This is a genomic window from Nonomuraea sp. NPDC026600 (assembly GCF_040638335.1).
Lineage (GTDB): Bacteria > Actinomycetota > Actinomycetes > Streptosporangiales > Streptosporangiaceae > Nonomuraea.
This window is the reverse complement of record NZ_JBEZYD010000039.1, coordinates 113562-137612: the sequence shown is the minus strand read 5'-3', so window position 1 is coordinate 137612 and position 24051 is coordinate 113562. Positions and strand designations below refer to the sequence as shown.

Here is a 24051-nt window from a genome sequence, read left to right as displayed (position 1 = left end):
CTGCGCTCCAGACACGACCGCAACCTACCGGCCACAACCACTCCACGCAGCGCACTCACCCCGACCTGCAGAAGATCCCTAACTTAGCGGCATTGGTTCCAGAGGCACGCCCCGCCTGGCGATAGGGCTCGTCGCCGCCGCGCTGACGCTGGCGGTCGGCGGGGGCACAACTGCCGCGGCAATGCCCCGGGCCTGGACAAGCGATACGCCTGTCACCGTGACCGAGCGGGAGTTCTCTCTCACGCTCTCGACGAAGACCTTCGCCCCAGGGACCTACATATTCACGATCAACAATGCGGGGACCGCCTCGCATGGCCTGTCGATCAAGGGACCCGGCGTCAACTCCACTTCCAGCATCATCTCAGGCGGACAGTCGACAAAGCTCACTGTCGCGCTGAAGAAGGGGACGTACGAGCTGTGGTGCCCGGTGGATAATCACCGCTCGATGGGGATGATGACGACGATCAGCGTGAAATAGCGACCCGCAACTCTCGCCCGACAATCAGCGCCATCTATGCGTCGGTGTCCTTAGGATGCCGTGTGGAGGCGTAGACAAGATAGACGGAACGCCGCTCTTCATCGACCAGGTAGCGCACTCGCCCGCCTGAGGTGACTTCATACTCCCACTGTTGATAATCCCGGTCGCCGAACGTGCCAGTGGCCAGCCGTCCACGAAGCCGGTGTTGCCGGTCAGGATCCTTCTGCGACAACGGGTCGTCCCGCAGCGCGTCGAAACAGCGACGCGTGTTGCCGGGAGCCTGTGAGCACAAGTCTCCCCACCCCTTTGGCGGCATCGTTCGTCGCGAACCGAACCCGCCACTCGGCGCCCACCGGTGGCGGTGCCACGTCGTCTCCGCGCTTTGGGCTCACGGTGCGAATACCTCGCCATGATCGTCGTCGGGCAAGGGCTGGCTCGCCTGCGCCGCCAATGCCGGATCGGCCAAAATTCGGGCGGTCGCCCGCCATTCAGCCGTAATTCGATGCAATGTGCCATGGACGTCGAGATCGACGACGTCGCGAGTTGCGTCGACGATGTCACGGACGAATTCCTGACGCTCGCCATCGGAAAGATGGCGCACCCACGGGAAGACCACCGGTAGAGAACGTTCGACCGCCCGAGCCCCCTCATCGCTCGCGACCAGGGCGGCAAGCAGGCGAGACACGACGTCGGCCGTCTCTTCCCGCTCCCGATCGTGCCGCGCTGTGGTGATGTACAGGTCTTCGCCGTCGCGGCGCTTGACATGCAACCGCTGCACTCGGTCGAGCGCGTCGGCGACTCGTTTGGAGTGCTTCGAGAGGTCAGAGAAAGGCACGGTCGGAGTGGCCATGTCGCAACTCTACTTCGGAACAAATTCCGAAGTCAAAGGAAACGATCCCCTGCCAAGGCGGTCTCAGCATGCTGCCGGACACGCTCAGGTCAAGGGTCCGCCTGCGTTCAGGAGGGCGGAGCCCCCACAACGCACAGCCCGAGCACAGCGAGGCCCATGCATGTAAGAGATTGTCAGAGGTCGCCTTCGACCCGCATCACGCTGGCCACGGCCCGCACGATGTCGAGGTCCCGGAGTTCTTCCATGGTCGCCGAAAGTGCCGCGTCAGTGGCCCGGTGGGTCACGATGACGAGCTGGGCGTCGTCCCCGTGCCCCTCCTGCCGCACCGTCTGGATCGACACGTCATGCTTGGCGAACAGGTCGGCCACCCGGGCCAGCACGCCCGGCTTGTCCGCCACGTCCAGCGCCACATGGCACCGCGTCACGGTCTCCCCCATGGGATGCACGGGCAGGTCGGCGTATGTCGACTCCGCGGGGGCGCGGGTGCCCGCCAGGCGGTTGCGGGCCACGGCCACCAGGTCGCCGAGCACCGCCGAGGCCGTCGGTGCGCCGCCGGCGCCCTTGCCGTAGAACATGAGCTGCCCCGCCGACGCCGCCTCCACGAAGACCGCGTTGTACGCCTCGCGTACCCCGGCCAGCGGGTGTGTCCGGGGGATCATCGCCGGGTACACCCGGACCCCGATCGAGCGGCCGTCGTCGGAGCGGGCGCAGATGGCCAGCAGTTTGATGACGTAGCCCATGGCCTTGGCCGAGGCCACGTCGGTGGCGGTGATCTCGGTGATGCCCTCGCGGTGCACCTCCGCCGCCGTCACCCGGCTGTGGAAGGCCAGGCCGGCCAGGATCGCGGCCTTGGCGGCGGCGTCGAAGCCCTCGATGTCGGCGGTGGGGTCGGCCTCGGCGTAGCCGAGCGTCTGGGCCTCTTCGAGGGCGTCGGTGAACGAGGCGCCCGTGGAGTCCATCTTGTCGAGGATGTAGTTGGTGGTGCCGTTCACGATGCCGAGGACCTGTTTGACGTGGTCGCCGGCGAGTGACTCGCGCAGCGGGCGCAGCAGCGGGATGGCGCCGGCCACGCTGGCCTCGAAGTAGAGGTCGGCGCCGCCCGTGCGGGCGGCCTCGTGCAGGGTCGCGCCGTCCTCGGCGAGCAGCGCCTTGTTGGCGGTGACCACCGACTTGCCCCCGGTCAGGGCGGACACGATCAGCGATCGGGCGGGCTCGATGCCGCCGATGACCTCGATCACGATGTCGACGTCGTCGCGGGTGACCAGTGACTCGGCGTCGGTGGTCAGCAGTTCGGGAGCCACGTCGACGTCGCGTTTGCGGCCCATCCGGCGTACGGCCACACCGGCCAGTTCGAGCGGTGCCCCGATGCGGGCGGCCAGGTCGTCGCCCTGCTCGTGCATCAGCCGGATGACCTGCGAGCCCACCACCCCGCAGCCCAGCAGGGCCACTTTCAGCGGTTTCACAACTGCCCCCTCAACAGGTCGTCCTCGGTCTCGCCCCGCACGATGACGCGCGCCTCGCCGTTGGTGACGGACACCACGGCGGGCTTGGGCAGATAGTTGTAGTTGCTGGCCAGCGACCGGCAGTATGCCCCGGTGGCCGCGACGGCGATCAGGTCGCCCGGCGCGAGGTCGGCGGGCAGGAAGCAGTCGCGCACGATGATGTCGCCGCTCTCGCAGTGCTTGCCGACGATGCGGCTGAGCATGGGCTCGGCTGAGCTCTCGCGGCTGGCCAGCACGGCGGTGTATTCGGCGCCGTAGAGCGCGGTGCGGACGTTGTCGCTCATGCCGCCGTCGACGCTGACGTACGTACGCAGCCCCTCGACGTCCTTGACGGTCCCGACCTCGTAGAGCGTGATCCCGCCGGGCCCGACGATGGTACGGCCGGGCTCCACGGTCAGCTTCGGCACCGGCAGCCCGGCGTCGGTGCAGACCTTGGTGACGATCCCGCGCAGACCGTCGGCGATCTCCTTGATGTCGGGGGCCTCGTCGCCCTCGATGTACGCGATGCCGTAGCCGCCGCCCAGGTCGAGCTCGGGCAGCACCACGTCATGCTCGTCCTTGATCTGCACGAGCAGCGTGGCCAGGCGGCGCGCCGCCACCTCGAACCCGGCCGTGTCGACGATCTGCGAGCCGATGTGCGAGTGGAGCCCGACGAGCTCCAGCGCGGGCAGCGCGAGGATGCGGCGTACGGCCTCGGCGGCGGCCCCGCTGTTGAGCGACAGCCCGAACTTCTGGTCGTCGTGCGCGGTGGCGATGAACTCGTGCGTGTGCGCCTCGACCCCGGTCGTCACCCGGATCATGACCTTGGGCCGCGTGCCCTGCTTCTCGGCGAGGAACCCGAGCCGGGCGATCTCCTCGTAGGAGTCGACGACGATGTGCCCGACGCCCGCCTCCAGCGCCCTGGACAGCTCGGCGACCGACTTGTTGTTGCCGTGCAGCGTGATGCGCGAGGCCGGGAAGCCGACGCTGAGCGCGACCGCCAGCTCGCCGCCGCTGGCCACGTCGAGACCGAGGCTCTCGTCCTGCAGCCAGCGGACGATCTCCTTGCACAGGAACGCCTTGCCGGCGTAGTGGACCTCGGAGCCCGCGAAGGCCGTGGCGTAGTCGCGCATGCGGGAGCGCACGTCGTCCTCGTCGAGCACGTAGAGGGGCGTGCCGTGCTCGCCGGCCAGATCGCGGACGTCCACGCCGCCGATCGTGAGCGCGCCATCGGTCCGGCTCGACGTTCGCGGCCAGATCGCGGGATTGATCCGGTTGAGGTCGGCAGGCGCCAGCGGAGGGCGCTCATGGGGCAGCATCTCAGCGTGCCGGTCCCCGGCGGGATGGACGAATCGACTCACCCGATCGAGGCTATCGGACCCGTCGAACCCCCCGGACCCGCTGCCCACGTATCGAGACGCGATCAAGCTCCACAAGGGATATTTTTACGATTTTTCGCCATTTGGCCGGATATTTTGCCAATCACAGCCGGTCCGGTCCTGGCAACACCTTGAGCACCGCCGCCGCCAGCCGGACCCGCGCCGTGTGCACCGGTGCGGGCCGATCGTCTCCCACGGGTACGGCGGGCGCCAGCTCATGGGCGTCGTGGTAGGCCGTCGCCAGCCGTACCAGATAGGTCTCCCACCCCGGAGCCCTGCTCAGCCGCCGCCCCGGCAGCTCGGCCAGCACCCGCAGCACGGCGCGGTCGCGTGGATCGGCCAGCAGCTCCGGCTGGAAGGGCTCGGCGGGAACGCCCAGGTCACGGGCCCACCGCTGGACGGCCGCCGCACGCACGTGCCCGTAGCGGACCACGAAGCCCGGGTTCGTCCACGTACGGGGGAAATCCGGCCAGGAGTCCGGAACGTCGACCGGCTCCACCGAGTCCACCAGCGCCCCCGGCAGCTCCACGACCATCCGCAGAAACCCGTTGCCCAGCACCTCCACGGAGGAGACACCGCGCAGCCGCGCCGCCAGCGAGGCAGGCGGGACGCCGCGACGGAGCGCGGCGGCCGAGACGTAGACCGCCTCCCGCTCCCACGTCCCCTCCGGCACCGGCGGCTCCCCCAGCACCTCAGCGAGCTGCTCCGGCGTCATGAGACCCGAGCGTAGACGACGCGATCGGTCAGATGAGCGCGTGCGGCTCAGCCGAGCCGTACTCGACCAACTGCGCCGCCCCCAGCAGCCACCGGTCCTCCTCGCGCACCCGCACGTAGCCGAACCGGTCGGCCGAGAAGACCTTGATCCCGTCGGCCCGGCACTGCCGCATCAGCACCTCGTCCCACCCGTCGCTGAGGTCGGCGAACCCGATCTCCCGCAGCGTGTTGCGGCGCGCCAGCAGCGTGGCCCCGGCGATCTCCGGCAGGTAGGAGTATTCGGCGTCCGGCTGCTTGAGCAGCGTCACCTGCGGTTTGCGGAGGTGGGCGTAGAAGGCGGCCTTGCCGACGATGTCAGCGGTGCTGAACAGGAACGCCCTGCGCAGGTCGGCCAGGTAGTGGGCGCCGTAGACGTCGCGTGGGTCCATCACCGCGACCAGGTCGCCCTCGCACAGGTCGAGGCCGTGGTTGAGCATGGCGCCCGTGCTGGCGGCCGGGTCGAGGTCGCGGAAGACCACGTCGACGCCGGTCAGGACCTCGCGGACGCGCTGCTCGGCCCCCCGCCAGGCGAACACCACCACCTGCGTGACCCCCGACTGCCGGGCCACCTGAGCCAGCGCGTGCTCCAGCAGCGCCGAGTCGGGGACGGGCAGCAGCACCGAGGTGTTCAGGGTGGCGCGTACGGCGGGCAGGCCGATGCCCTCCAGCAGCTCATCGGTCCGCTCGGACATCGTGCCGGTGGCGTGGGCGCGGCGCAGGGCGACGTGGGCCCGGCGAGCGTCGGGCTCGGTGCCGATCGAGGTGCCGCACGCCGCGAGCTCGGCCAGCACCCACTGCGGGGTGCCGGGCGGGCAGTCGACGGCCGCGGGCCAGCGGTAGGAGGTCAGCACGTCGGGATAGGTCAGGTGCTCGGGCAGGAGCTGGTCGAGCGTCAGCACGCGGTCGATCCGGCCGCCCGCCAGCGGGATCGGGTTGTGCACGCGCGGCTGCACCCCGAAGTGCAGGCGCGGCCAGCCCACGGTGAGGTCGTTGGTGAAACGGTGCTCGAACAGCTCCGCGGCGGCCGCGTAGGGGGCGGCGTCGCCCTGCGTGTGCCAGAACACCGTGCGGATGCCCCGCTCGGCGCACCAGGCCAGCAGGGCCTTGAGCCCCTCGCCCGGCTCACCGGTGATCTCCTCGGCCCACGGCCCCCGCTTGACCGACTCGACCACGAGCAGGTGGGGCACCTCCAGCGGCAGCACCCTGGCGAAGTCGCGCGGCGTGAAGCCGGTCGTCTGCCGCCACTCGTAGCGCAGCAGCGCCTCGGTGTGCGGGTCGGCGATCACCGCGGCGGTGAGGTGCGGGCGGGTGTTGGGGCCGGTGGGCACGCGGAACGGCTTGAGCCTGAACGAGGCGCCGTTGAGCGTGCGGACGGAGGTGGTGGCCTGATAGGCGGCGCCGGGCCGCTCGTCCTTGTCCTGGCCCACGACGGCGACGGGCTTGCGCTTGGGCGCGACGGGCCGTTTGACCGGCTTGGCGGCGCCCTTGAGACCTCTGGCCAGGCGGACCGGGTTGCTCTTGCCGACCTTGATCGCGTCGCCGAGTCTGTTCCAGCGGGCCACCTTGATCGAGGAGAGCTTCCAGTTGGCCACCTCGGCCTGGAAGCGCTGCTCGGCGAGCTCCTTGCGGAGCTTCTCCGCGGCGGCGCGCTCGCTCTCCAGCCGCTCCTCCGCGTCGGTGAGCCGCTCGGTCAGCGCCTTGGCCTCAGCGGCGTGGTGCTCGGCCTCCACGAGCCGCGCCTGGGCCGCGTCCAGCAGCCTGGCCAGCTCGGCCGCGTGCTCGGCCTGGGCGATCGCGTCACGTAGCGCTCGCCTAGTGCTCTCCAGCTCAGTGCTCACCGAGACCTCCGATTCCTAGCCCGGCAAAGGATACTCTTTTGCGGGAAGCGGCTTGAAGGGATGAGATCCGGTGCAGTTCAACGTGCGGCCCTATGTCTGCGGCGGTCTCGGCCGGATCGACACCGTCGTGCTCGGCAAACTCGCCGCCGCGGGCCCGCGGGTCAGGCCCGCGCTCCAGACGGCCGAGGCGGCGCTGTTCAGCTCGGCGCCGCTGCCGCCCTATCACCGCGCCGGGGGCTCGTTCGCGTTCTCCTGGGGCGAGCGCCGGCCTTCGGCTCTCGGTAGCTGGATGACGGTCGCCGAGACGTACGAGACACCGGGGCTGATCGGCGACGGCTCGCGGGTCACGCTGCACGCGGGGGCGCTCGGGCTGGTCGATGTCTATTACGTACGGCATGGCGATGCGATCTACTTCTCGTCCCTGATCCAGCCGTTGCTGTCGCTGGTCCCGATCGAGATCGACTGGTCGGCCTGGGCCTCGATCCTCCAGGTGACGTTCCCGCTCGGCGAGGCCACGCCCTACCAGCGGATCAAGCGGCTGCCGGGGTCGAGCGCGCTGGTGTTCGACGGCGAGCGGCTGGCCACGGAGCGCGGGCTGCCGCGCTGGCTGCGCAGCGAGCCGTACGAGACCTGGACGAGTGCCCACGAGATCGTGGAGCTCCTGCACGAGGTCTACAAGGACTATGACGGGCGCAAGCTGCTCGTGCCGGTCAGCGGCGGCTACGACTCGCGGCTGCTGGCGAGCGTGGCGCGGGCGCGGGGCTTCGATGTGGAGTCCTGGACGACCAGCCCCGACGACGGCACCGACACCGACATCGCCTTCGCCCGCTCGATCACCCGCGAGCTGGGCATCTCCCACCGGGTGATCACCCAGTCTGCCGACGCCTACCCGGGCGACGCGGCCGAGGTGGCGCGCCGGCTCGAATACCTGACGCCGCATCACGCCTGGTACGCGCCGTTCGCCAAGGAGGTGCACCGGTCGGGCCGGGTGCTGGTCGACGGCCTGGCCGGCGGGCCGCTGCTGAAGAACTTCATGGTGAGCGGGGCGGCTCTGGAGGCCACCTCGCAGGCCGAGCGGTCGGCCGCGGTGCTGAAGTCGCTCAGCCTCGGCGCCCCGTCGCAGCCGTTCCTGTCGGAGGCGGCCAACGCCTGGATGGAGGAGGCCGTGCGCGAGCAGTTCGCCGCCGCGACCTCCATGCTGCACGGGCACCGGGCCGAGCTGCCGCTGTCGGTGCTGCACACCCGCACCGTGCGGGGCATCGCCCGCTCTGCGGTCAACCTGGTCGGGCCCGAGGCGTCGTTCGCGGCGCCGTTCATCCACCCCGACTTCTTTGACACGGCGCTGTCAGTAGGGGTGGCGCGCAAAGACAAGGGCCGCTTCTATCGCGAGGTGCTGCACGCCGCCAACCCGCGGGTGGCGGCGCTGCCGTCCACGAACGTGGTCAAGCAGCCGCTGCTGCGGGTCCCGCTGCGGTCCACGGCCGCCCCCGCGCGGGCGTACTCGCACCGCATGCTGGAGACGGTGGCCGCGCGGGTCCCTGACCTGCTGTCGGACGAGCTGCACATGGTGATCGCGGGCGGCCCCGACGCGCTGACCCGGTTCAGCGGGTGGAACGACCGGTTCTGGATCCGCGGGCTGGTGCTCTTCGGGCTCTGGCTGGGCGACTTCGAGAACGATCTAGGTGATGTGTCATCCCCTTTCTGATGAACTCTCGGTAACATCACGGTTACGCAGGGATCTCGCGGGTATTACGACGAGCACAGCATAAGCGGGTTCCGGAAAGCCAACGGGCTGGTAGTGTTCGGCCCGTAAGCGCCGCACAAGCGGGCACCGGGTCACAAATCCGGTCCGTTCAGGGCATGAGGTTCGCAGGGATGACGACCTCAGGCGGCGCGGTCACCAGCTAGTAACGCCGGGGAAACCGGTGACTCCGTCCTGCCCACATCTCCTTCTGTGAGCGACATATGATCAACGCATCCCCAACACCGGAGCCGATATCCGAGGCTTTCATCTCGGAGGATCCCTCTTGGTACAAGCGGGCGGTGTTCTACGAAGTTCTAGTCCGAGGGTTCAAGGACTCCAACGGCGACGGCACGGGAGACCTGCGTGGTCTCACCGAGAAGCTCGACTATCTGGAATGGCTGGGCGTCGACTGCCTCTGGCTGCTCCCGTTGTACGAGTCGCCGCTGCGCGATGGTGGGTATGACATTTCCGACTACATGAAGATCCTTCCGGACTTCGGGGACCTCGGGGATTTCGTACACCTGATCGAGTCGGCGCACGAGCGCGGGCTGCGGATCGTCACCGACCTGGTGATGAACCACACGAGTGACCGTCATCCCTGGTTCCAGGCGTCGCGGCACGACCCGGAAGGGCCGTACGGCGACTTCTACGTGTGGTCCGACGAGCCGACCGGCTTTCCCGACGCCCCGATCATCTTCATCGGCGCCGAGGAGTCCAACTGGACCTACGACCCGGTGCGCAAGCAGTACTACTGGCACCGCTTCTTCCATCACCAGCCGGACCTGAACTATGACAACCCGGCCGTGCAGGAGGCCATGCTGGAGGTGCTGCGGTTCTGGCTGGACCTGGGCATCGACGGTTTCCGGCTGGACGCGGTGCCCTACCTGTTCGAGCGGGAGGGCACGTCGTGCTCGGGGTTGCCCGAGACGCACGCCTACCTGAAGAAGGTCCGCGCCGAGGTCGACCGGCTCTACCCTGACCGGGTGCTGCTGGCCGAGGCCAACGGCTGGCCCGAGGACGTCGTCGAGTACTTCGGCGACCCCACCGTGGGCGGCGACGAATGCCACATGGCCTTCCACTTCCCCCTCATGCCGCGCATCTACATGGCGGTCAAGAAGGAGACGCGCGAGCCGATCTCGGAGATCATGTCGCGCACCCCCAAGCTGCCCGACACCGCCCAGTGGGGCATCTTCCTCCGCAACCACGACGAGCTCACGCTCGAGACGGTGACCGAGGAAGAGCGCGACTACATGCACAACGAGTACGCCAAGGACCCGCGCATGCGGGCCTACCTGGGCATCCGCCGCCGGCTCGCGCCGCTGCTGGACAACGACAGGGACCGGATCGAGCTGTTCACGGCCCTGCTGCTGAGCCTGCCGGGCTCGCCGGTCATGTACTACGGCGACGAGATCGGCATGGGCGACAACATCTGGCTTGAGGACCGCGACGCGGTGCGCACGCCGATGCAATGGAGCCCCGACCGCAACGCCGGCTTCTCCTCCGCCGACCCAGGGCGTCTCTACCTGCCCGCGGTCATGGACCCGATCTACGGGTTCCAGGCCGTCAACGTCGAGGCGCAACAGCGTCACGAGGGGTCGCTGCTGAACTTCACCCGCAGGATGCTGGAGATCCGGCGCAACCACCCGGTCTTCGGCACCGGCGCCTACACCGAGATGTGGTCGTCCAACATCAGCGTGCTCACCTACGTCCGCGAGGACGGCGAGGATGTGATGCTGTGCGTGAACAACCTGTCGAAGTACCCGCAGCCGGTGGAGCTCGACCTGCGCCGCTTCACGGGCATGACGCCGGTGGAGGCACGGGGCGGGGTGCACTTCCCGCTGATCGGTGAGCTGCCTTACCTGCTCACACTGCCCAGCCACGGGTTCTACTGGTTCGCGCTCAAGAACATCCCTTCAGCGTGATGTGACGGGCACCTGGGCGCGGGCCGCGCGGCGGGCCGGGATGAGCGCGACCGCGAGCGCCGCGCCCACGGCGACCAGCACGGCGATGACGAGTGTGAGGGGCGAGGGCGGGCGGCCGATGCCCGCCCCGACCCCGCTGGTGTAGCCCTGGAGGTCGATCAGCCCGGTCACGACCGTGGCCCCCACCACCGTGCCGGCCACGATGCCGACCACGACCAGCAGCCCGGTGCCCGTCACCAGCGTGGCCATCACCTGCCGGGGCGTCAGGCCCATCGCCTTGAGCACGGCCAGATCGAACGCGTGGTCGCGCAGCCCGAGGGCGCTGGCCGTGAGCAGGTTCGCCAGGCCGATCAGCGCCAGCACCACGATCAGCCACACGATCACCACCCGGATGACCGACAGCCGGTCGGCCGGGTTGACCACCCGCTGCACGTCCAGGCCCTCCGCCGACGCCGCCAGCAGCCTGCCGCGCACCTCCCCCGGGTCGGCGCCCTGACGCAGCGCGAGGGCGTAGAACTCGGGGGGCACGGAATCCTTGGCCGCCAGGCTGTCGAGCCCCACGGAGAGCACCTCGCCGTCGAGATCCGGCTCCACGGTACGGCCGACGATCCGCACGATCAGCGGCGAGCCGCCGACGGTCAGCCGGATCCGGTCACCGATCCTGGCGCCCAGCAGATCGAGCAGCCCCTGTCCGGCGACGGCCTCGCCGGGCTGGCCGTACATGCGGCCTTCGACGACCGGGAACGGGTACGGGACGGCCGAACTGCCGAGGGCCCGTACCCTGACCGAGCGGGCCTGTCCGGGGGCCAGAGCGTTGACGTCGGAGCCTGGGTAAACGCTCTGGACGTCCTTGTCGGCCTCCGCGATGCGCTGGGCCTCCGCCGCGTCGAGCTTGCCCTGCCTGACGTACAGGCTGGCATGCTGGCCGACCTGCTCGGGATGGCTGAGGAAGTTGTCGAGCGTGGACCAGACGCCGAGCCCGATCGTGATCATCATCATCGGCACGGCCAGGCCGAACGCGGTCAGGAACGCGGGCAGCCGCCTGGTGAAGGCGTCCCGGGTGCCGAGGATCAGCGCGGGTGGCAGCCGTACGAGCAGGGCCAGCCGGGCCAGTCGCGACAGGTGGCCGCGCGGCGGCGCCGCGGGGGCGCCGGGGATGGGCGGTGTGCGCCCGCCGCGCCAGGCGGGCACCCCGACCGCGGCCAGCACGGTCAGCGCGGTGCCGCCGACGATGGCCAGCACGGGTACGGGCGCCACGGACGTGGTGCCGAGCACCGCCACCGTCACCGCCCACCCGGCGAGCGTGCCGACGCCGACGCCCAGCAGGCCGAGCGCGCCGTGCTCGACCAGGAGCAGCAGGGCGACCTGGCCTCTGGTGAAGCCCATCGACTTGAGCGTGGCCAGGTCGCGCAACTGACCGAGCACCCGGCCGCCGGCCGCGTTGGCCAGTGCCAGGGCGGCGGCCACCAGCCCGACCACGCCGAACAGCGCCAGCAGCGTGCCGAGCAGCCGGTTGTCGAGCTCCATCGCGGCGCGTACCTCGCGCCAGTTGTAGACGCGCTGCAGCTGGCCCTCCAGCATGACGACGACGCGCTGGGAGACGACCTGGGTGGCGTCAGGGTCGGTCAGGCGCAGCCCGGTCACCCACTCGCTGCGGCCGAGCATGGGCTCGATCTGGTCGAGCGTCTGGGGCAGCACCCAGGCCAGGCCGGGCGTCCACTCGGGGTAGAAGCCCTGCTCGGCGGAGTCGGCGATGCCGCGTACGTACAGGGTGTGGCGCTCGCCGTTCAGCGCGATGATCGAGAAGGCGTCGCCGAGCTTCAGCCGCAGCGCGCCGGCGAAGGAGCGCTCGACCACCACGCCGTCGGACTGGGCGGGGTCGAGCCAGCGGCCCTCTGCCACGACCGGGTGCGCGACTCGCGGCGGCGTGGCGGGCATCGCGTGCAGCGCAGCGGGCTCCTTCTTGCCGTTCTGCACCACGGTGACGGGCGCGGACCGGTAGGGCCCCGCGATCTGGGCGACGCCGTCGATGCCGCCCAGCGCCACCTGGGGGCTGTCCTTGGTGTAGAACCACACGTGGGCGCCGTCGGTCTGGGCGAACAGGCTGCGCCACGGGTTGGTGCCGTCTTCCAGCAGGGTGACGGCGGTGATCAGCGCGGCCACGATCCCGGCCACGGCCAGGACGGTGAGCAGCGCTTGGCCCCGCCTGGCTCGCAGGTCCGCCTTGACCCACCGGCTGCCCGCTCTGGCCGTGCTCATCTGAGGTCGATCACCTCGCCCGCCGTCCCCGTACGCCTGCGGGCGATCCGGCCGTCGTCGACGATCGCGCCGTCGAACAGGGACACCAGGCGGTCCGCGAGCGCGGCCACGCGGGCGTCGTGGGTGACCATGATGATGGTCTGGCCGTCCTTGTGCACCTCGGTGAGCAGGCGGAGCACGTCGCGCGTGTTGCGGCTGTCGAGGTTGCCGGTCGGCTCGTCGGCCAGCAGCACGCTCGGCTGGTTGGCCAGCGCGCGGGCCAGCGCGACCCGCTGCTGCTCACCACCGGACAACTGGCCGGGCGCGGCGTCGGCGCGTTCGGTGAGGTTGAGGGCGCCGAGCAGGTGCTGCCGGCGTTCGCGGGCCTCGCGGGGCGAGGCTCCGGCGAGCAGCGCGGGCAGCTCCACGTTGTCGGCCACGGTCATGTTGGCGACCAGGTTGAAGAACTGGAAGACGAAGCCGACCTTCTTGCGCCGCAGCAGCGCCCACGCGCTCTCCGACAGCGTGTCGACCCGCTTGTCGTCGAGCCAGATCTCGCCGCTGGTGCGGACGTCGAGCCCGCCGAGCATGTGCACCAGCGTCGACTTGCCCGACCCCGACGGCCCCATGATCGCGACGAACTCGCCCGGCTCCACCTGCAGATCCACACCGCGTACGGCCGGTACGGGCACCGCGCCGCCGGAGTAGATCTTCACCAGGTTGACGGCCTTGATCACGCTCATGCCAGATCCTCCTGACAGCGTTCCAGCCACTCGAGGTCGGCCTGCAGATGCAGCATGGCCCCCTCGATGAGCAAGAGCGCCACGCGGTCGGCCGCCGGCGTGCGGGCGAGGAGATCGTTCAGATCGCTCATGAGCGAAAGATAGTGCCGCCGCTGCCGGTTGATGAGCGCCATCCGGTCGGCGATGCCGGTGAGCGGCGCCAGGACGAGCTTCATGAAGAACTCGTCACGCACCCGCGGGCCCTCGGTCGGCTCGTCCACCCAGGTGGTGAGCACCTCGCGGCCCTGGGCCGTCAGGTAGTAGACCTTCTTGTTCGGCCGGTTAGACTGCTCCACATCCACGGCCCTGACCAGGCCGTCCTTCTCCAGCCTGCCGAGCGTCACATAGATCTGGCCGATGTTGGGAGAGGGATAGGCACTGCCGAAGGTCTGCTCGAGAGCCTGTTTGAGCTCATAACCATGGGCAGGCTCCTTGGCCAGGAGCGCCAGCAGGTGCGGCCGCACACCTCACCTCTCCCTTGCGTTACGTATGCGTTACGCGGTTATCCGTTGACCGCCACATTACATGTGTGCATAACATGAATGCATCTACCTAACACGAATGTAATCATTCTGAACAGGGAGGTAACAGGGTGCTTCGCTCGTTGCCGATCGTGCTGACCGTCCTTCTGGCGGCCGCCTGCACGGCGACGGGTGATGAGGGCGGCGGCGACACCGGTACGGGCGGAACAGGCCCGATCACCTTCGCCACCGGACGCGACACCACGGCGTACCTGCAACCCCTGCTGGATCGCTGGAACCAGGCCCACCCGGCCGAGAAGGTGACGCTCCTCGAACTACCCGAGGCCGCCGACGAGCAACGCGCTCAGATGGCGGCCAACCTCCAAGCCCGGAGCAACCGCTACGACGTGCTCGGGCTGGACGTGGTGTGGACTGCCGAGTTCGCGGAGAACGGCTGGATCATCCCCCTGGAGCGCGGGTTCTTCCCGCTCGACAGGCTCCTGCCGCCTGTAGTGGACACAGCGGTCTACAAGAACAAGCTTTGGGCAGTGCCGTACACGAGTAATGCCGGCCTGCTCTACTACCGCACAGACCTGATCAAGAAACCGCCCCGCACCTGGGCGGACCTTCGCCAGCAAGCCCTAGCAGTAACGAAGAAGCATGATATTGACGGCTATGCCGGGCAGTTCCTCGCGTACGAGGGACTGACCGTGAACTTCTCCGAGGCCGTGCAGTCGGCAGGCGGACAGATACTCAGCCCCGACGGCACGGAGGTGACCCTCGACCCGGCCAAGGCCACGATCGCGCTGGACTTCCTCCTCCAGGGCCTGCGCGAGGGCTGGATCCCCAAGGAGTCGCTGAGCTACAAGGAGGAGGAGTCCCGCCTGGCGTTCCAGGAGGGGCGCCTGGCCTTCGCCCGTAACTGGCCCCACGCGTACGGGCCGGCGACGGCCAAGCTCGGCAAGAAGTTCGCGGTGACCAGGCTGCCCGGCCTGGACGGCCCGGGATCGAGCACGCTCGGCGGCGTCAATCTGGCCGTCAGCGCCTACTCCGAGCACCAGCACACGGCACAGGAGTTCATCCGCTACTTCACCGGTCTGGAGAACGAGCGGCGGGTGCTCACCGACGGTTCGTTCCCGCCGGTGTGGACCGAGCTCTACGACGACCCGGACCTGATCAAGCGGTTCCCCTACCTGCCCGTGCTCAAGGAGAGCATCCTCGCCGCCAAGCCGCGGCCGGTGAGCGCGAACTACAACCAGATCAGCCTGGTGATCGCGAGCACGGTCGCCAATGCGCTCATCCCGCCGTACAAGGAGGCCGCCGACGACGTCGCGGCCTCCATGAAGTCCGAACTGCAAGAGATCATCAGAACTCAGTGAGGCAGTAATGCAAAAAGCCAGAGCAGCAGCGGTCCTGGCAGGGCTCGCGGTAGCGGTCGCCGCCTGCGGAAACGCACCGACGACCACGCAGCCCGCGGCGTCGAGTTCCGCGTCGGCGACCGAGGCGGGCAAGACGCTCCAGGGCGTCAAGCTCGAGGTCGCCGCCAAGTGGACCGGCGACGAGCAGAAGAACTTCGAGAAGGTGCTCAAGGCCTTCTCCGACAAGACCGGCGCCACGGTGACCTATGCCTCCACCGGTGAAGACACGGGCGCCTACCTCGGCCCGCGCATCCAGGGCGGCAGCCCGCCCGACGTGGCGATCCTGCCGCAGCCGGGCCTGGTGCAGCAGTACGCCAAGCAGAACGCGCTGAAGGCCCTCACCCCCGAGGTCACCAAAGAGATCGACGCCAACTACACGCCGTACTGGAAGGAACTGGGCTCCGCCGACGGCAAGTCCTACGGCGTGCTGATCAAGGCCGCGCACAAGTCGCTGATCTGGTACCGCTCGCAGGCGTTCGAGGACGCGGGCGTGCAGGTGCCGACGAACTGGGACGAGCTGGTCAAGGCCTCCCAGACGATCGCCGACTCCGGCACCGCCCCGTTCTCCTTCTGTGGCGCCTCCGGCTGGACGCTGACCGACCTGTTCGAGAACGTCTACCTGTCCAGCGCGGGCCCGGAGAACTACGACAAGCTGGCCAAGCACGAGATCCCGTGGACGGACCCCAGCGTGGCCACCGCCCTGGAGAAGATCGCGCAGATCGCGGGCAAGAAGGAGTTCGTCCTCGACGGCAGCTCCGGCGCGCTGCAGACCGACTTCCCGACCTGTGTGACCAAGGTGTTCGGCCAGAAGAAGGCGGCCATGGTCATCGAGGCCGACTTCGTGGCCACCCAGGCCACGGCGGACGGTGCCAAGGTGGGCGAGGAGGCGAAGTACTTCCCGTTCCCGAAGGCCGGTGACACCGCTCCGGTCGTGCTCGGCGGCGACGTCGCGGTCGCGATGAAGGACTCCCCCGGCGCCATGGCGCTGCTGCAGTTCCTGGCCTCCAAGGAGGGTGGCGAGATCTGGGCCAAGCTGCCCGGCTACCTCTCGCCCAACAAGAACGTCTCCCCCGACAACTACCCGGACCCGCTGACCAAGGCGCTCGGGCAGACGATCATCTCGGCCGGCGACGCGGTCCGGTATGACATGTCCGACCTGTCGCCCAGCGCTTTCGGCGGAACCGACGGCAAGGGCGAATGGAAGGTGCTGCAGGACTTCCTGCGCACCCCGACCGACGTCAAGGGCGCCCAGACCAAGCTCGAGGACGAGGCCAAAAAGGCCTGGAAGTAAAGAGGTAAGGCCGTGACCGAACGGTTGGACGGCCCGCAGGCCCCGCTCGAGGACAACACCTCGGGCGGGTCCGCCTCCGGACCTGATGAAACCCCCCGAAAGCAACGCCTCATCGGCCCCTCGCCGACGGTCGCCCTCGTCTTCCTCCTCCCGGCGGCCGTGCTGCTGGGGATCTGGGTGGTCTACCCGATCGTCTACTCGATCTTCCGCAGCCTGTTCGACGCCGCCGGTAGCGGGTTCGTCGGCCTGGGCAACTACATGACGATCTTCACTGATCCGGGCATGCTCACCACGATCAGGAACAACCTGATCTGGGTGGTCGTCGCCCCGATCATCGTGACCACGCTGGGCCTGATCTTCGCGGTGCTCACCGAGCGCATCAAGTGGGCGACCGCGTTCAAGCTGATCGTGTTCATGCCGATGGCGGTCTCGCTCATGGCCGCGGGCGTGATCTTCCGGCTCGTGTACGACGAGGACCCGGGCAAGGGCGTGGCCAACGCCGTCTTGACCACCATCCACGACACGTTCTCCTCCTCGAAGGGCTACCCCGAGGCGCGCCCGCGCGAGGGCGACCAGTCGGCGGTCGCGGCGGACAAGGGCGCGGTCGTCACCAAGCAGCCCGTTCAGGTGGGCCAGCCGGTGCTGATCCCGATCGTCGGCATCAAGCCGCAGATGATGCCGAGCGACGCGCAGCCCGCCAAGGCCGCGCCACCGGGCAACGACCTGTCCGGGACCGTGTGGTTCGACTTCACGGCCGGCGGCGGCGGCAAGAACGGCGCGGTCGACGCCAGTGAGAAGGGCCTGCCCGGCATGACCGTGGAAGCGGTCAAGGACGGCACGGTGGCCGGCACCGCCACGACGGCCGACGACGGCACCTTCCGCTTCAACGGGCTGCCCGCGGGCTCCTATGTCGTACGGCTGCCGCAGTCGAACTTCCAGGCCGCCTACCACGGCCTGACCTGGCTCGGCCCGACGCTCATCACGCCCGCCATCATCGGCGCGTTCATCTGGGTCTGGGCCGGGTTCGCCATGGTGCTGATCGCCGCCGGGCTGGCGGCCATCCCGCGCGACTCGCTGGAGGCGGCCCGCATCGACGGAGCCACGGAGTGGCAGGTGTTCCGCCGGATCACCGTGCCGCTGCTGTCGCCGGTGCTGCTCGTCGTCTTCGTGACGATGATCATCAACACGCTGAAGGTGTTCGACCTGGTCTTCATCATCGCGCCGCCATCGGTCCAGCCACAGTCGAACGTGGTCGCGCTGGAGATGTGGCGGGTCTCGTTCGGCGGCGGGAACAACCAGGGGCTGGGCAGCGCGCTCGCGATCTTCCTGCTCATCCTGGTCCTTCCCTTCATGATCATGAATATCCGCCGGTTCAGGAGGGAGGACACGTGACAACGGCAACCGCCGCGGCGCCCGCAGAGGTGCACGCGGGTGCTCCCCGCAGTACCGTGATCACCCGGATCGTCGACCGTCTCGGCGGCGGCGCCGTCCAGGTCGTGATGGTGTTGCTCGGCCTGTTCTGGCTGGTCCCGACGCTCGGCCTGATGGTCGTCTCGCTGCGCTCCGTGAAGGTCAACGGCGCCGAGGGCTGGTGGACCGTCTTCACCAAGCCCGCCGAGCTGACCATCCAGAACTACAGCAACCTGCTGGCGAGCGGCTTCACCGCGTCGTTCTGGAACACCGTGTTCATCACGGTGCCCACCACGATCCTGGTGATCGGGATCGCCGCGATGGCCGCCTACGCGTTCGCGTGGATGGACTTCCCGGGCCGCGACCTGGGGTTCCTCATCGTGGTCGGGCTGCTCATCGTGCCGATCCAGATCGCGCTGATCCCGGTCGCCAGCTTCTACGGCGGCGTCGGCATCTTCGGCACGATCCCCGGCGTGGTGCTGTTCCACGTGGCGTTCGGACTGCCGTTCGCGATCTTCCTGCTCCGGAACTTCTTCGTCGGCATCCCGGCGTCTCTGCTGGAGGCGGCTCGGATGGACGGGGCGTCGGAGGTGAAGATCTTCGTGCGGGTGGTGTTCCCGCTGGGCAAGCCGGCGATCGCGTCACTCGGTATTTTCCAGTTCCTCTGGGTATGGAATGACATGCTCATCGCGCTGGTCTTCGCCAACCCGGAGAACCAGCCGATGACCAAGGCACTCCAATCTCAGATGCGGCAGTTCGGGTCGAACGTGGACATCCTCTCCTCGGGCGCCTTCCTGTCGCTGATCATCCCGCTGGTCCTCTTCTTCGCCTTCCAGCGCTATTTCGTGCAGGGCATGATGGCCGGTTCGGTGAAGTAGACACGCACAAGCCCACCCGATCCGGGGGCATGGGCGCCCGCCTGCCGAGGGAGGCAGGCGGGTGCCCGTAACGCTCCCTCTCACAGACCCGAAAATCAGTCATGAAGCTCCTCGCGCTGGCAGTCGCCACTTCCCTCGTGCTCGGCGCCGCTCCCGGCGCGCCGGGAGCGGGCGATCCGTACTTCCCGCAGCAGGGCAACGGTGGCTACGACGTCGGGCATTACGACCTGGCGCTGGGCTACGACCCGGGTCCCAACCGGCTGAGCGGCGTGGCGACGATCACCGCCCGGGCCACGCAGGAGCTGAGCCGCTTCGACCTGGATCTCGTCGACACCCTGGCCGTGCGATCCGTCATGGTGAACGGCGCGGCGGCCGCGTTCAAGCGCAGCGGTCCCGAGCTCGTCGTCACCCCGCCCGGCAAGCTGGCCTCGGGGCGCCCCTTCTCCGTCGTGGTCCGGTACGACGGCAAGCCGGCCTCCGTCCTCGACCCGGACGGCTCGCGCGACGGCTGGATCCGGACGGACGACGGGGTGTTCAACGCCAACGAGCCGCAGGGCGCGATGACCTGGTACCCCGGCAATCACCACATGACGGATAAGGCCACGTACCGCTTCACGGTGACCGTGCCGAGCACGCGGGTGGCGGTGGCCAACGGTGACCTGGTGTCAAGGACGTCCCAAGGCGGTCGTACGACGTACGTGTGGAACTCCAGGGAGCCGATGGCCAGCTACCTCGCCACCGTCACCATCGGAAAATTCCAACTTTCCGACACCAAGATCGGAAATTTCCGCGTAATCACCGCCGTGGACCCACGGGACGCTGCGAAAGCCGCAGACTTCGCCAAGCGCCACAAGCCCGTCCTTGACTACTTCAGCTCGCTCTTCGGCCCCTACCCGTTCTCCTCGACCGGCGGCATCATCGACCACGCGCCGAGCATCGGCTACTCCCTGGAGACGCAGACCCGCCCGATCTACCCCAAAGTGCCGAGCGAGTCGCTGCTCTCCCACGAACTCGCCCACCAGTGGTTCGGCGACGCCGTGACGCCGACGCGGTGGAAGGACATCTGGCTCAACGAGGGCTTCGCCACCTACGCCGAATGGCTCTGGCAGGACAAGCTGGGCACCAAGAAGCTCCAGGACTCCTTCGACGAGGCGTACAGCCGCACCCCGGAGGACAAGTTCTGGCAGACACCCACCGCCGACCCGGGCGGCCCGGGCGCGCTCTTCGACGACCCCGTCTACGACCGCGGCGCGATGACCCTGCACGTGCTGCGGAGCACGGTCGGCGACTCGGCGTTCTTCACCATCCTCAGGACCTGGGTCAACGACCACAAGTACGGCAACGCGGACACGGCCGCCTTCATCTCCCTGGCCCAGCGGGTCTCGGGCCAGGACCTCGGCACGCTCTTCGACCTCTGGCTTTTCCAGCGGGGCAAGCCCACGCTGTGATCATTCTGGTACGGCGAGCGGCCGGATTCGGGCCGCAAGCCGTAGCAGACCTGGCTAAGCTCAACGGCCATGGTCAGTCGTCCCTTGAACGAAGTCGTCGAAGCCGGATGGGCCAGTGCGCTCGAGCCGGTCGCCGAGCGTGTCTCCCAGATGGGTGAGTTCCTCCGCAACGAGATCGCCGAAGGCCGGCAGTATCTCCCCGCGGGCGCCAACGTACTGCGCGCCTTCAACCAGACCTTCGACGATGTCAAGGTGCTGATCGTAGGCCAGGACCCGTACCCCACCCCCGGTCACCCCATCGGGCTGTCGTTCTCCGTCGCCGCCGACGTGCGGCCGCTGCCCGGCAGCCTGCTCAACATCTACAAGGAGATGGAGACCGACCTCGGGCTGCCGCGGCCGGCCAACGGCGACCTGACTCCCTGGGCCGACCAGGGCGTGCTGCTGCTCAACAGGGTCCTCACCGTGATGCCCGGCAAGCCCGCCTCCCACCGGGGCAAGGGCTGGGAAGAGGTCACCGAGCAGGCCATCCGCGCGCTGGTGGCCCGTGACAAGCCGATGGTCGCGATCCTGTGGGGCCGTGACGCGCGCAACCTGGCACCGATGCTCGGCAGCGTGCCGCGTATCGAGTCCGCGCACCCGTCGCCGCTGTCGGCACGCAACGGATTCTTCGGCTCCAGGCCGTTCAGCCGCGCCAACGAGCTCCTCGTCCAGCAAGGCGCCGGTCCGGTCGAGTGGAAGCTGCCCTAGCATCTTCGCCATGAGTGATAACGAAAAATTCCTGCGCCTGACGGTCGAGCTGACCGTCGAGGTGCTCGACGTGGATGCGCTACAGGCCGCCGCGCTGGCCGAGATCCGGCACCCCGACGCCGAGCTCACCGATGACGAGCGCGTCGAGCAGGCCGAGCTCGTCAAGTCGGACGACACCGGCGCGTCGGCCCTGCAATGGCTGATCGAGCCTGACCACGTCCTCCAGCTCGTCGACCACATCGACGAGATCGAGCCTCGTGAGGCCGTGCTGGGCGTCGAGCCGTCCGACGGCCCCAGCGAGGAAGAGGAAGAGGACGACCACGAGCACGCTTGAGTCCAGTGCGGGCCACGGCGTCGCTCTCCGGCACCGTGGCCCGCGCTGAGAGTTCTCAAGAACTTTTGAGAGGACACTCACTTGATCGTCGCATTCTCGATCACACCGCTGGGTGTCGGCGAGGGGGTCGCCGAGCCGGTCGCGCGCGCCGTCAAGGTGGTGCGGGAGAGCGGGCTGCCCAACCGGACGGACTCCATGTTCACCACCATCGAGGGTGAGTGGGATGAGGTCATGTCCGTGGTCAAGCGGGCGGTGGACGCGGTGGCCGAGGTGGCGCCGCGGGTCAGCCTGGTGCTGAAGGCCGATATGCGGGCCGGGGTCTCTGACGGCATGACCAGCAAGATCGAGTCCCTCGAGCGCCACCTGTCCTGACCGCCGGTTTCCCGCCGACCCTGGCCGGGGTCCTCCAGGAAACCGGCCCCAGACCAGCCCAGGGCGGGTCACCGCCGGCCATGGTGGGTCACCGTCGGCCATGGTGGGTCATCGCCCCGGCCGACGCGGGACGCATCGCAGCCGACCACGGCCCGAGACAGCCACCGGACCTGCACGGGACGCGTCGCACCCCACGGCCGGTTCCTGGGAAAGACGGTCCCCCCGACCGACGCGGGACGCATCGCCACCCCAGGACCGACGCCGTCTGGAAAGACTGCCCCCACCGCCAGGGAGCACGTCGCGACGGCCGGAATCCCCAGAAGGACGCCCGCCAACCGACGCGGGGCGCGTCGTAGCCGCCGACCACGACCGGGACCTCCTGAGAGACGGCCGCTGACCCCGCGCGCGGTCGGCCGTTGTTGCGGTGCAGGCGCGCGCACCTCCGAACCTCGTAGATTTGATCGCCTATCCTCCATTTCGAGATATGTCTTGACCCGTCCGCCAGACGCGACATATCGTGTCGCTCGACATCGACGCGATATTACGCGTTCTCGGAGGTGGGTTGAGTGCACGAGCGAGTACCCGTTCTTGTCGTCGGCGGCGGTTACGCCGGGTTGAGTGCGGCGGCGCTGCTGGCGTGGCGTGAAGTGCCCGTCATGCTCGTCGAGCGGCACGCCAGTACGTCGGTCCAGCCCAAGGCGTTCGGGGTGGGGCCAAGAGCCGTCGAGTTACTGCGACCGGTTCCCGGGATCGAGCAGTCGCTGCGTGACCTCTGGCAGGGCATCGGCGACGGCATGCGCATCGCGATCGCGCCGAACCTGGCCGACCCGAACCCGCACATGATCATGACCAACGAGGCGGACGCGTTCGCCTTTCTCGCCGACGTCACACCCGCCGCGCAGGTGGGCGCCCCGCAGTCGGAGGTGGAGCGGGTGCTGCGGGCCAAGGCCGAGGAGCTCGGCGCCGACCTGCGGTTCTCTACCGAGCTGATCTCGCTGGAGCAGGACGCCGAGGGTGTCACCGCGGTCATCCGCGCCGACGGCGTCGACAGCGTCGTACGGGCCGACTACGTGGTGGCCGCCGACGGCTTCCGCAGCCCGCTGCGTACCCAGCTGGGCGTCCCCACCTCGGGGAAGGGCGAGCTGGGGTTGATGTGCTCGATCATGTTCGATGCCGACCTGACCGAGCTGGTACGGGAGCGCGAGGTCACCCTCTGGTACCTGCAGAACGAGGTCTTCACCGGCGTCATCGTGACCGGCACGGGCGTGGGCGCGCATGTGGTGGGCGTCAACTACGACCCCGCCAAGGGTGAGAGCGAGGCCGACTTCACCGAGGAGCGCTGCGTCGAGCTGGTACGGGTGGCGACCGGCGTGCCCGACCTCGACGTACGGGTGCTCGACAGGACCACCTTCGCCATGGCGCACATCCTGGCCGACCGCTACCGCGACAGACGGGTGTTCCTGGCCGGCGACGCGGCGCACACGATGCCGCCCACCGGCGGGCAGGGCGGGAGCACCGCGCTGCAGGACGGCTGCGACATCGCGTGGCGGCTCTGGCTGGTGGCGACCGGGCAGGCCGGACCGGACTTCCTCGACAGCTACGATGCCGAACGGCGTCCCATCGGCACGCTGACGGCCGACGCCCAGCTCGCGAACCTCGGCGTCCGGATGCCTCCCGCGATGCGTACCGACTACCCGGAACCACTCGAAGACCCCATGGGCGCCATCATCGGATACCGCTACCACTCGACGGCGATCCTGGAGGAGCCCGGTGACGACGGGGCGCTCCTGGAGGATCCGCGCGTACCGACTGGGCGGCCGGGCAGCCGCGCCCCACACGTGGCGCTCGACTGGGACGGCCAGCTGATCTCGACCATCGACCTGTTCGGATGCGGGTTCGTACTGATCGCCGGGCCTGAGGGGCGGGCCTGGATGGACGCGGGGCGGCTGGTCAAGGAGCGGCTGCGCATTCAGCTCACCCGCGTGCTGGTGGACGAAGAGCTGATGGACGTCGAGGGCCACTGGGTGGAGAGGTACGGCGTGGGCAGGGGCGGCGCCGTGCTGGTCCGCCCTGACGGCTACGTCGCCTGGCGCTCACCGAACACCGACCCAGACCCCGCGACCACCCTCGAACGGGTCCTCAGGCAGGTGCTCAGCCGCTGACGAGGGCTCAGAGGGCGCGACCGCCCGTGTGCCGTCCCACCTCCGCACGCTGACGGCGACTCCGC

The 24051-nt window shown here is 68.9% G+C and carries 20 protein-coding genes; 12 read left to right on the top strand and 8 right to left on the bottom strand.

What is annotated here, in order from left to right:
* Nucleotides 1-217: 217 nt before the first annotated feature.
* Nucleotides 218-478, top strand: a complete 261-nt coding sequence (locus AB0F17_RS53075) for a plastocyanin/azurin family copper-binding protein (RefSeq protein WP_358040622.1) — start codon at nt 218-220, stop codon at nt 476-478.
* 388 nt (nt 479-866) lie between these two features.
* Here AB0F17_RS53075 and AB0F17_RS53070 read toward each other — a convergent pair whose 3' ends face one another.
* The 5 genes from AB0F17_RS53070 to AB0F17_RS53050 form a co-directional block, all read right to left on the bottom strand.
* Nucleotides 867-1328, bottom strand: a complete 462-nt coding sequence (locus AB0F17_RS53070) for a hypothetical protein (protein ID WP_358040619.1) — start codon at nt 1326-1328, stop codon at nt 867-869.
* Between the two features lie 173 nt (nt 1329-1501).
* Nucleotides 1502-2791 (bottom strand): homoserine dehydrogenase, encoded by a 1290-nt coding sequence (locus AB0F17_RS53065; RefSeq protein ID WP_358040616.1) that lies wholly within the window; start codon nt 2789-2791, stop codon nt 1502-1504.
* Nucleotides 2788-4170, bottom strand: a complete 1383-nt coding sequence (gene lysA, locus AB0F17_RS53060) for a diaminopimelate decarboxylase (RefSeq protein ID WP_358040614.1) — start codon at nt 4168-4170, stop codon at nt 2788-2790. The genes AB0F17_RS53065 and lysA overlap by 4 nt, the downstream gene beginning before the upstream one ends.
* Nucleotides 4171-4291: 121 nt before the next feature.
* Nucleotides 4292-4903 carry an anticodon-binding protein gene (locus AB0F17_RS53055; RefSeq protein ID WP_358040611.1) on the bottom strand — a complete coding sequence of 204 codons (612 nt, stop codon included), beginning with the start codon at nt 4901-4903 and terminating at the stop codon, nt 4292-4294.
* A 28-nt stretch (nt 4904-4931) separates the two neighbouring features.
* Nucleotides 4932-6779 carry a hypothetical protein gene (locus AB0F17_RS53050; protein ID WP_358040608.1) on the bottom strand — a complete coding sequence of 616 codons (1848 nt, stop codon included), beginning with the start codon at nt 6777-6779 and terminating at the stop codon, nt 4932-4934.
* Nucleotides 6780-6849: 70 nt separating this feature from the next.
* Between AB0F17_RS53050 and AB0F17_RS53045 the strand changes: the two genes are divergently transcribed.
* Together AB0F17_RS53045 and treS are read left to right on the top strand one after the other, a co-directional pair.
* Entirely contained in the window at nt 6850-8484 is a 1635-nt protein-coding gene (locus tag AB0F17_RS53045) for an asparagine synthetase B family protein (protein WP_358040605.1), read from the top strand.
* Nucleotides 8485-8744: 260 nt separating this feature from the next.
* A complete protein-coding gene (gene treS, locus AB0F17_RS53040) occupies nt 8745-10445 on the top strand; it encodes a maltose alpha-D-glucosyltransferase (protein ID WP_358040602.1) in 1701 nt (566 codons plus the stop codon).
* Here the strand turns inward: treS and AB0F17_RS53035 are convergent.
* The 3 genes from AB0F17_RS53035 to AB0F17_RS53025 are packed head-to-tail and all read right to left on the bottom strand — an operon-like array spanning nt 10437 to nt 13929.
* Nucleotides 10437-12704 carry an FtsX-like permease family protein gene (locus AB0F17_RS53035; RefSeq protein ID WP_358040599.1) on the bottom strand — a complete coding sequence of 756 codons (2268 nt, stop codon included), beginning with the start codon at nt 12702-12704 and terminating at the stop codon, nt 10437-10439. The two genes, treS and AB0F17_RS53035, sit on opposite strands and share 9 nt — an antisense overlap.
* Nucleotides 12701-13426 (bottom strand): ABC transporter ATP-binding protein, encoded by a 726-nt coding sequence (locus AB0F17_RS53030; RefSeq protein ID WP_358040596.1) that lies wholly within the window; start codon nt 13424-13426, stop codon nt 12701-12703. Before AB0F17_RS53030 ends, AB0F17_RS53035 begins: the two co-directional genes overlap by 4 nt.
* A complete protein-coding gene (locus tag AB0F17_RS53025) occupies nt 13423-13929 on the bottom strand; it encodes a PadR family transcriptional regulator (protein WP_358040593.1) in 507 nt (168 codons plus the stop codon). Before AB0F17_RS53025 ends, AB0F17_RS53030 begins: the two co-directional genes overlap by 4 nt.
* 128 nt (nt 13930-14057) lie before the next feature.
* On the opposite strand from AB0F17_RS53025, the gene AB0F17_RS53020 reads away from it, so the two are divergent.
* From AB0F17_RS53020 to AB0F17_RS52980, 9 genes are all read left to right on the top strand, one after another.
* Nucleotides 14058-15305, top strand: a complete 1248-nt coding sequence (locus tag AB0F17_RS53020) for an ABC transporter substrate-binding protein (protein ID WP_358040590.1) — start codon at nt 14058-14060, stop codon at nt 15303-15305.
* Between the two features lie 7 nt (nt 15306-15312).
* On the top strand, nt 15313-16635 hold the full coding sequence (locus tag AB0F17_RS53015; protein ID WP_358040587.1) for an ABC transporter substrate-binding protein: 1323 nt from the start codon (nt 15313-15315) through the stop codon (nt 16633-16635).
* A gap of 12 nt (nt 16636-16647) precedes the next feature.
* Nucleotides 16648-18027 (top strand): ABC transporter permease subunit, encoded by a 1380-nt coding sequence (locus tag AB0F17_RS53010; protein ID WP_358040584.1) that lies wholly within the window; start codon nt 16648-16650, stop codon nt 18025-18027.
* Complete coding sequence (locus AB0F17_RS53005) at nt 18024-18923, top strand: carbohydrate ABC transporter permease (RefSeq protein WP_358040581.1); 900 nt, start codon at nt 18024-18026, stop codon at nt 18921-18923. The genes AB0F17_RS53010 and AB0F17_RS53005 overlap by 4 nt, the downstream gene beginning before the upstream one ends.
* A 101-nt stretch (nt 18924-19024) precedes the next feature.
* On the top strand, nt 19025-20371 hold the full coding sequence (locus AB0F17_RS53000; RefSeq protein ID WP_358040578.1) for a M1 family metallopeptidase: 1347 nt from the start codon (nt 19025-19027) through the stop codon (nt 20369-20371).
* A gap of 69 nt (nt 20372-20440) precedes the next feature.
* Nucleotides 20441-21118, top strand: coding sequence for a uracil-DNA glycosylase (locus AB0F17_RS52995; RefSeq protein ID WP_358040575.1), 678 nt, complete (start codon nt 20441-20443; stop codon nt 21116-21118).
* A 10-nt stretch (nt 21119-21128) separates the two neighbouring features.
* Complete coding sequence (locus AB0F17_RS52990) at nt 21129-21452, top strand: hypothetical protein (RefSeq protein ID WP_214639065.1); 324 nt, start codon at nt 21129-21131, stop codon at nt 21450-21452.
* Nucleotides 21453-21533: 81 nt separating this feature from the next.
* Nucleotides 21534-21824 (top strand): MTH1187 family thiamine-binding protein, encoded by a 291-nt coding sequence (locus tag AB0F17_RS52985; RefSeq protein ID WP_358040571.1) that lies wholly within the window; start codon nt 21534-21536, stop codon nt 21822-21824.
* 566 nt (nt 21825-22390) lie between these two features.
* A complete protein-coding gene (locus AB0F17_RS52980; protein ID WP_358040568.1) occupies nt 22391-23986 on the top strand; it encodes an FAD-dependent monooxygenase in 1596 nt (531 codons plus the stop codon).
* The last annotated feature ends 65 nt before the right edge of the window (nt 23987-24051 follow it).

What these genes read in the sequence shown, in the direction of transcription:
- AB0F17_RS53070 (WP_358040619.1), bottom strand. Translation starts at nt 1,328, where the DNA reads ATGGCCACTCCGACCGTGCCTTTCTCTGACCTCTCGAAGCACTCCAAA.
- AB0F17_RS53055 (WP_358040611.1), bottom strand. Translation starts at nt 4,903, where the DNA reads ATGACGCCGGAGCAGCTCGCTGAGGTGCTGGGGGAGCCGCCGGTGCCG.
- treS (WP_358040602.1), top strand. Translation starts at nt 8,745, where the DNA reads ATGATCAACGCATCCCCAACACCGGAGCCGATATCCGAGGCTTTCATC.
- AB0F17_RS53035 (WP_358040599.1), bottom strand. Translation starts at nt 12,704, where the DNA reads ATGAGCACGGCCAGAGCGGGCAGCCGGTGGGTCAAGGCGGACCTGCGA.
- AB0F17_RS53030 (WP_358040596.1), bottom strand. Translation starts at nt 13,426, where the DNA reads ATGAGCGTGATCAAGGCCGTCAACCTGGTGAAGATCTACTCCGGCGGC.
- AB0F17_RS53015 (WP_358040587.1), top strand. Translation starts at nt 15,313, where the DNA reads ATGCAAAAAGCCAGAGCAGCAGCGGTCCTGGCAGGGCTCGCGGTAGCG.
- AB0F17_RS53000 (WP_358040578.1), top strand. Translation starts at nt 19,025, where the DNA reads ATGAAGCTCCTCGCGCTGGCAGTCGCCACTTCCCTCGTGCTCGGCGCC.
- AB0F17_RS52995 (WP_358040575.1), top strand. Translation starts at nt 20,441, where the DNA reads ATGGTCAGTCGTCCCTTGAACGAAGTCGTCGAAGCCGGATGGGCCAGT.
- AB0F17_RS52990 (WP_214639065.1), top strand. Translation starts at nt 21,129, where the DNA reads ATGAGTGATAACGAAAAATTCCTGCGCCTGACGGTCGAGCTGACCGTC.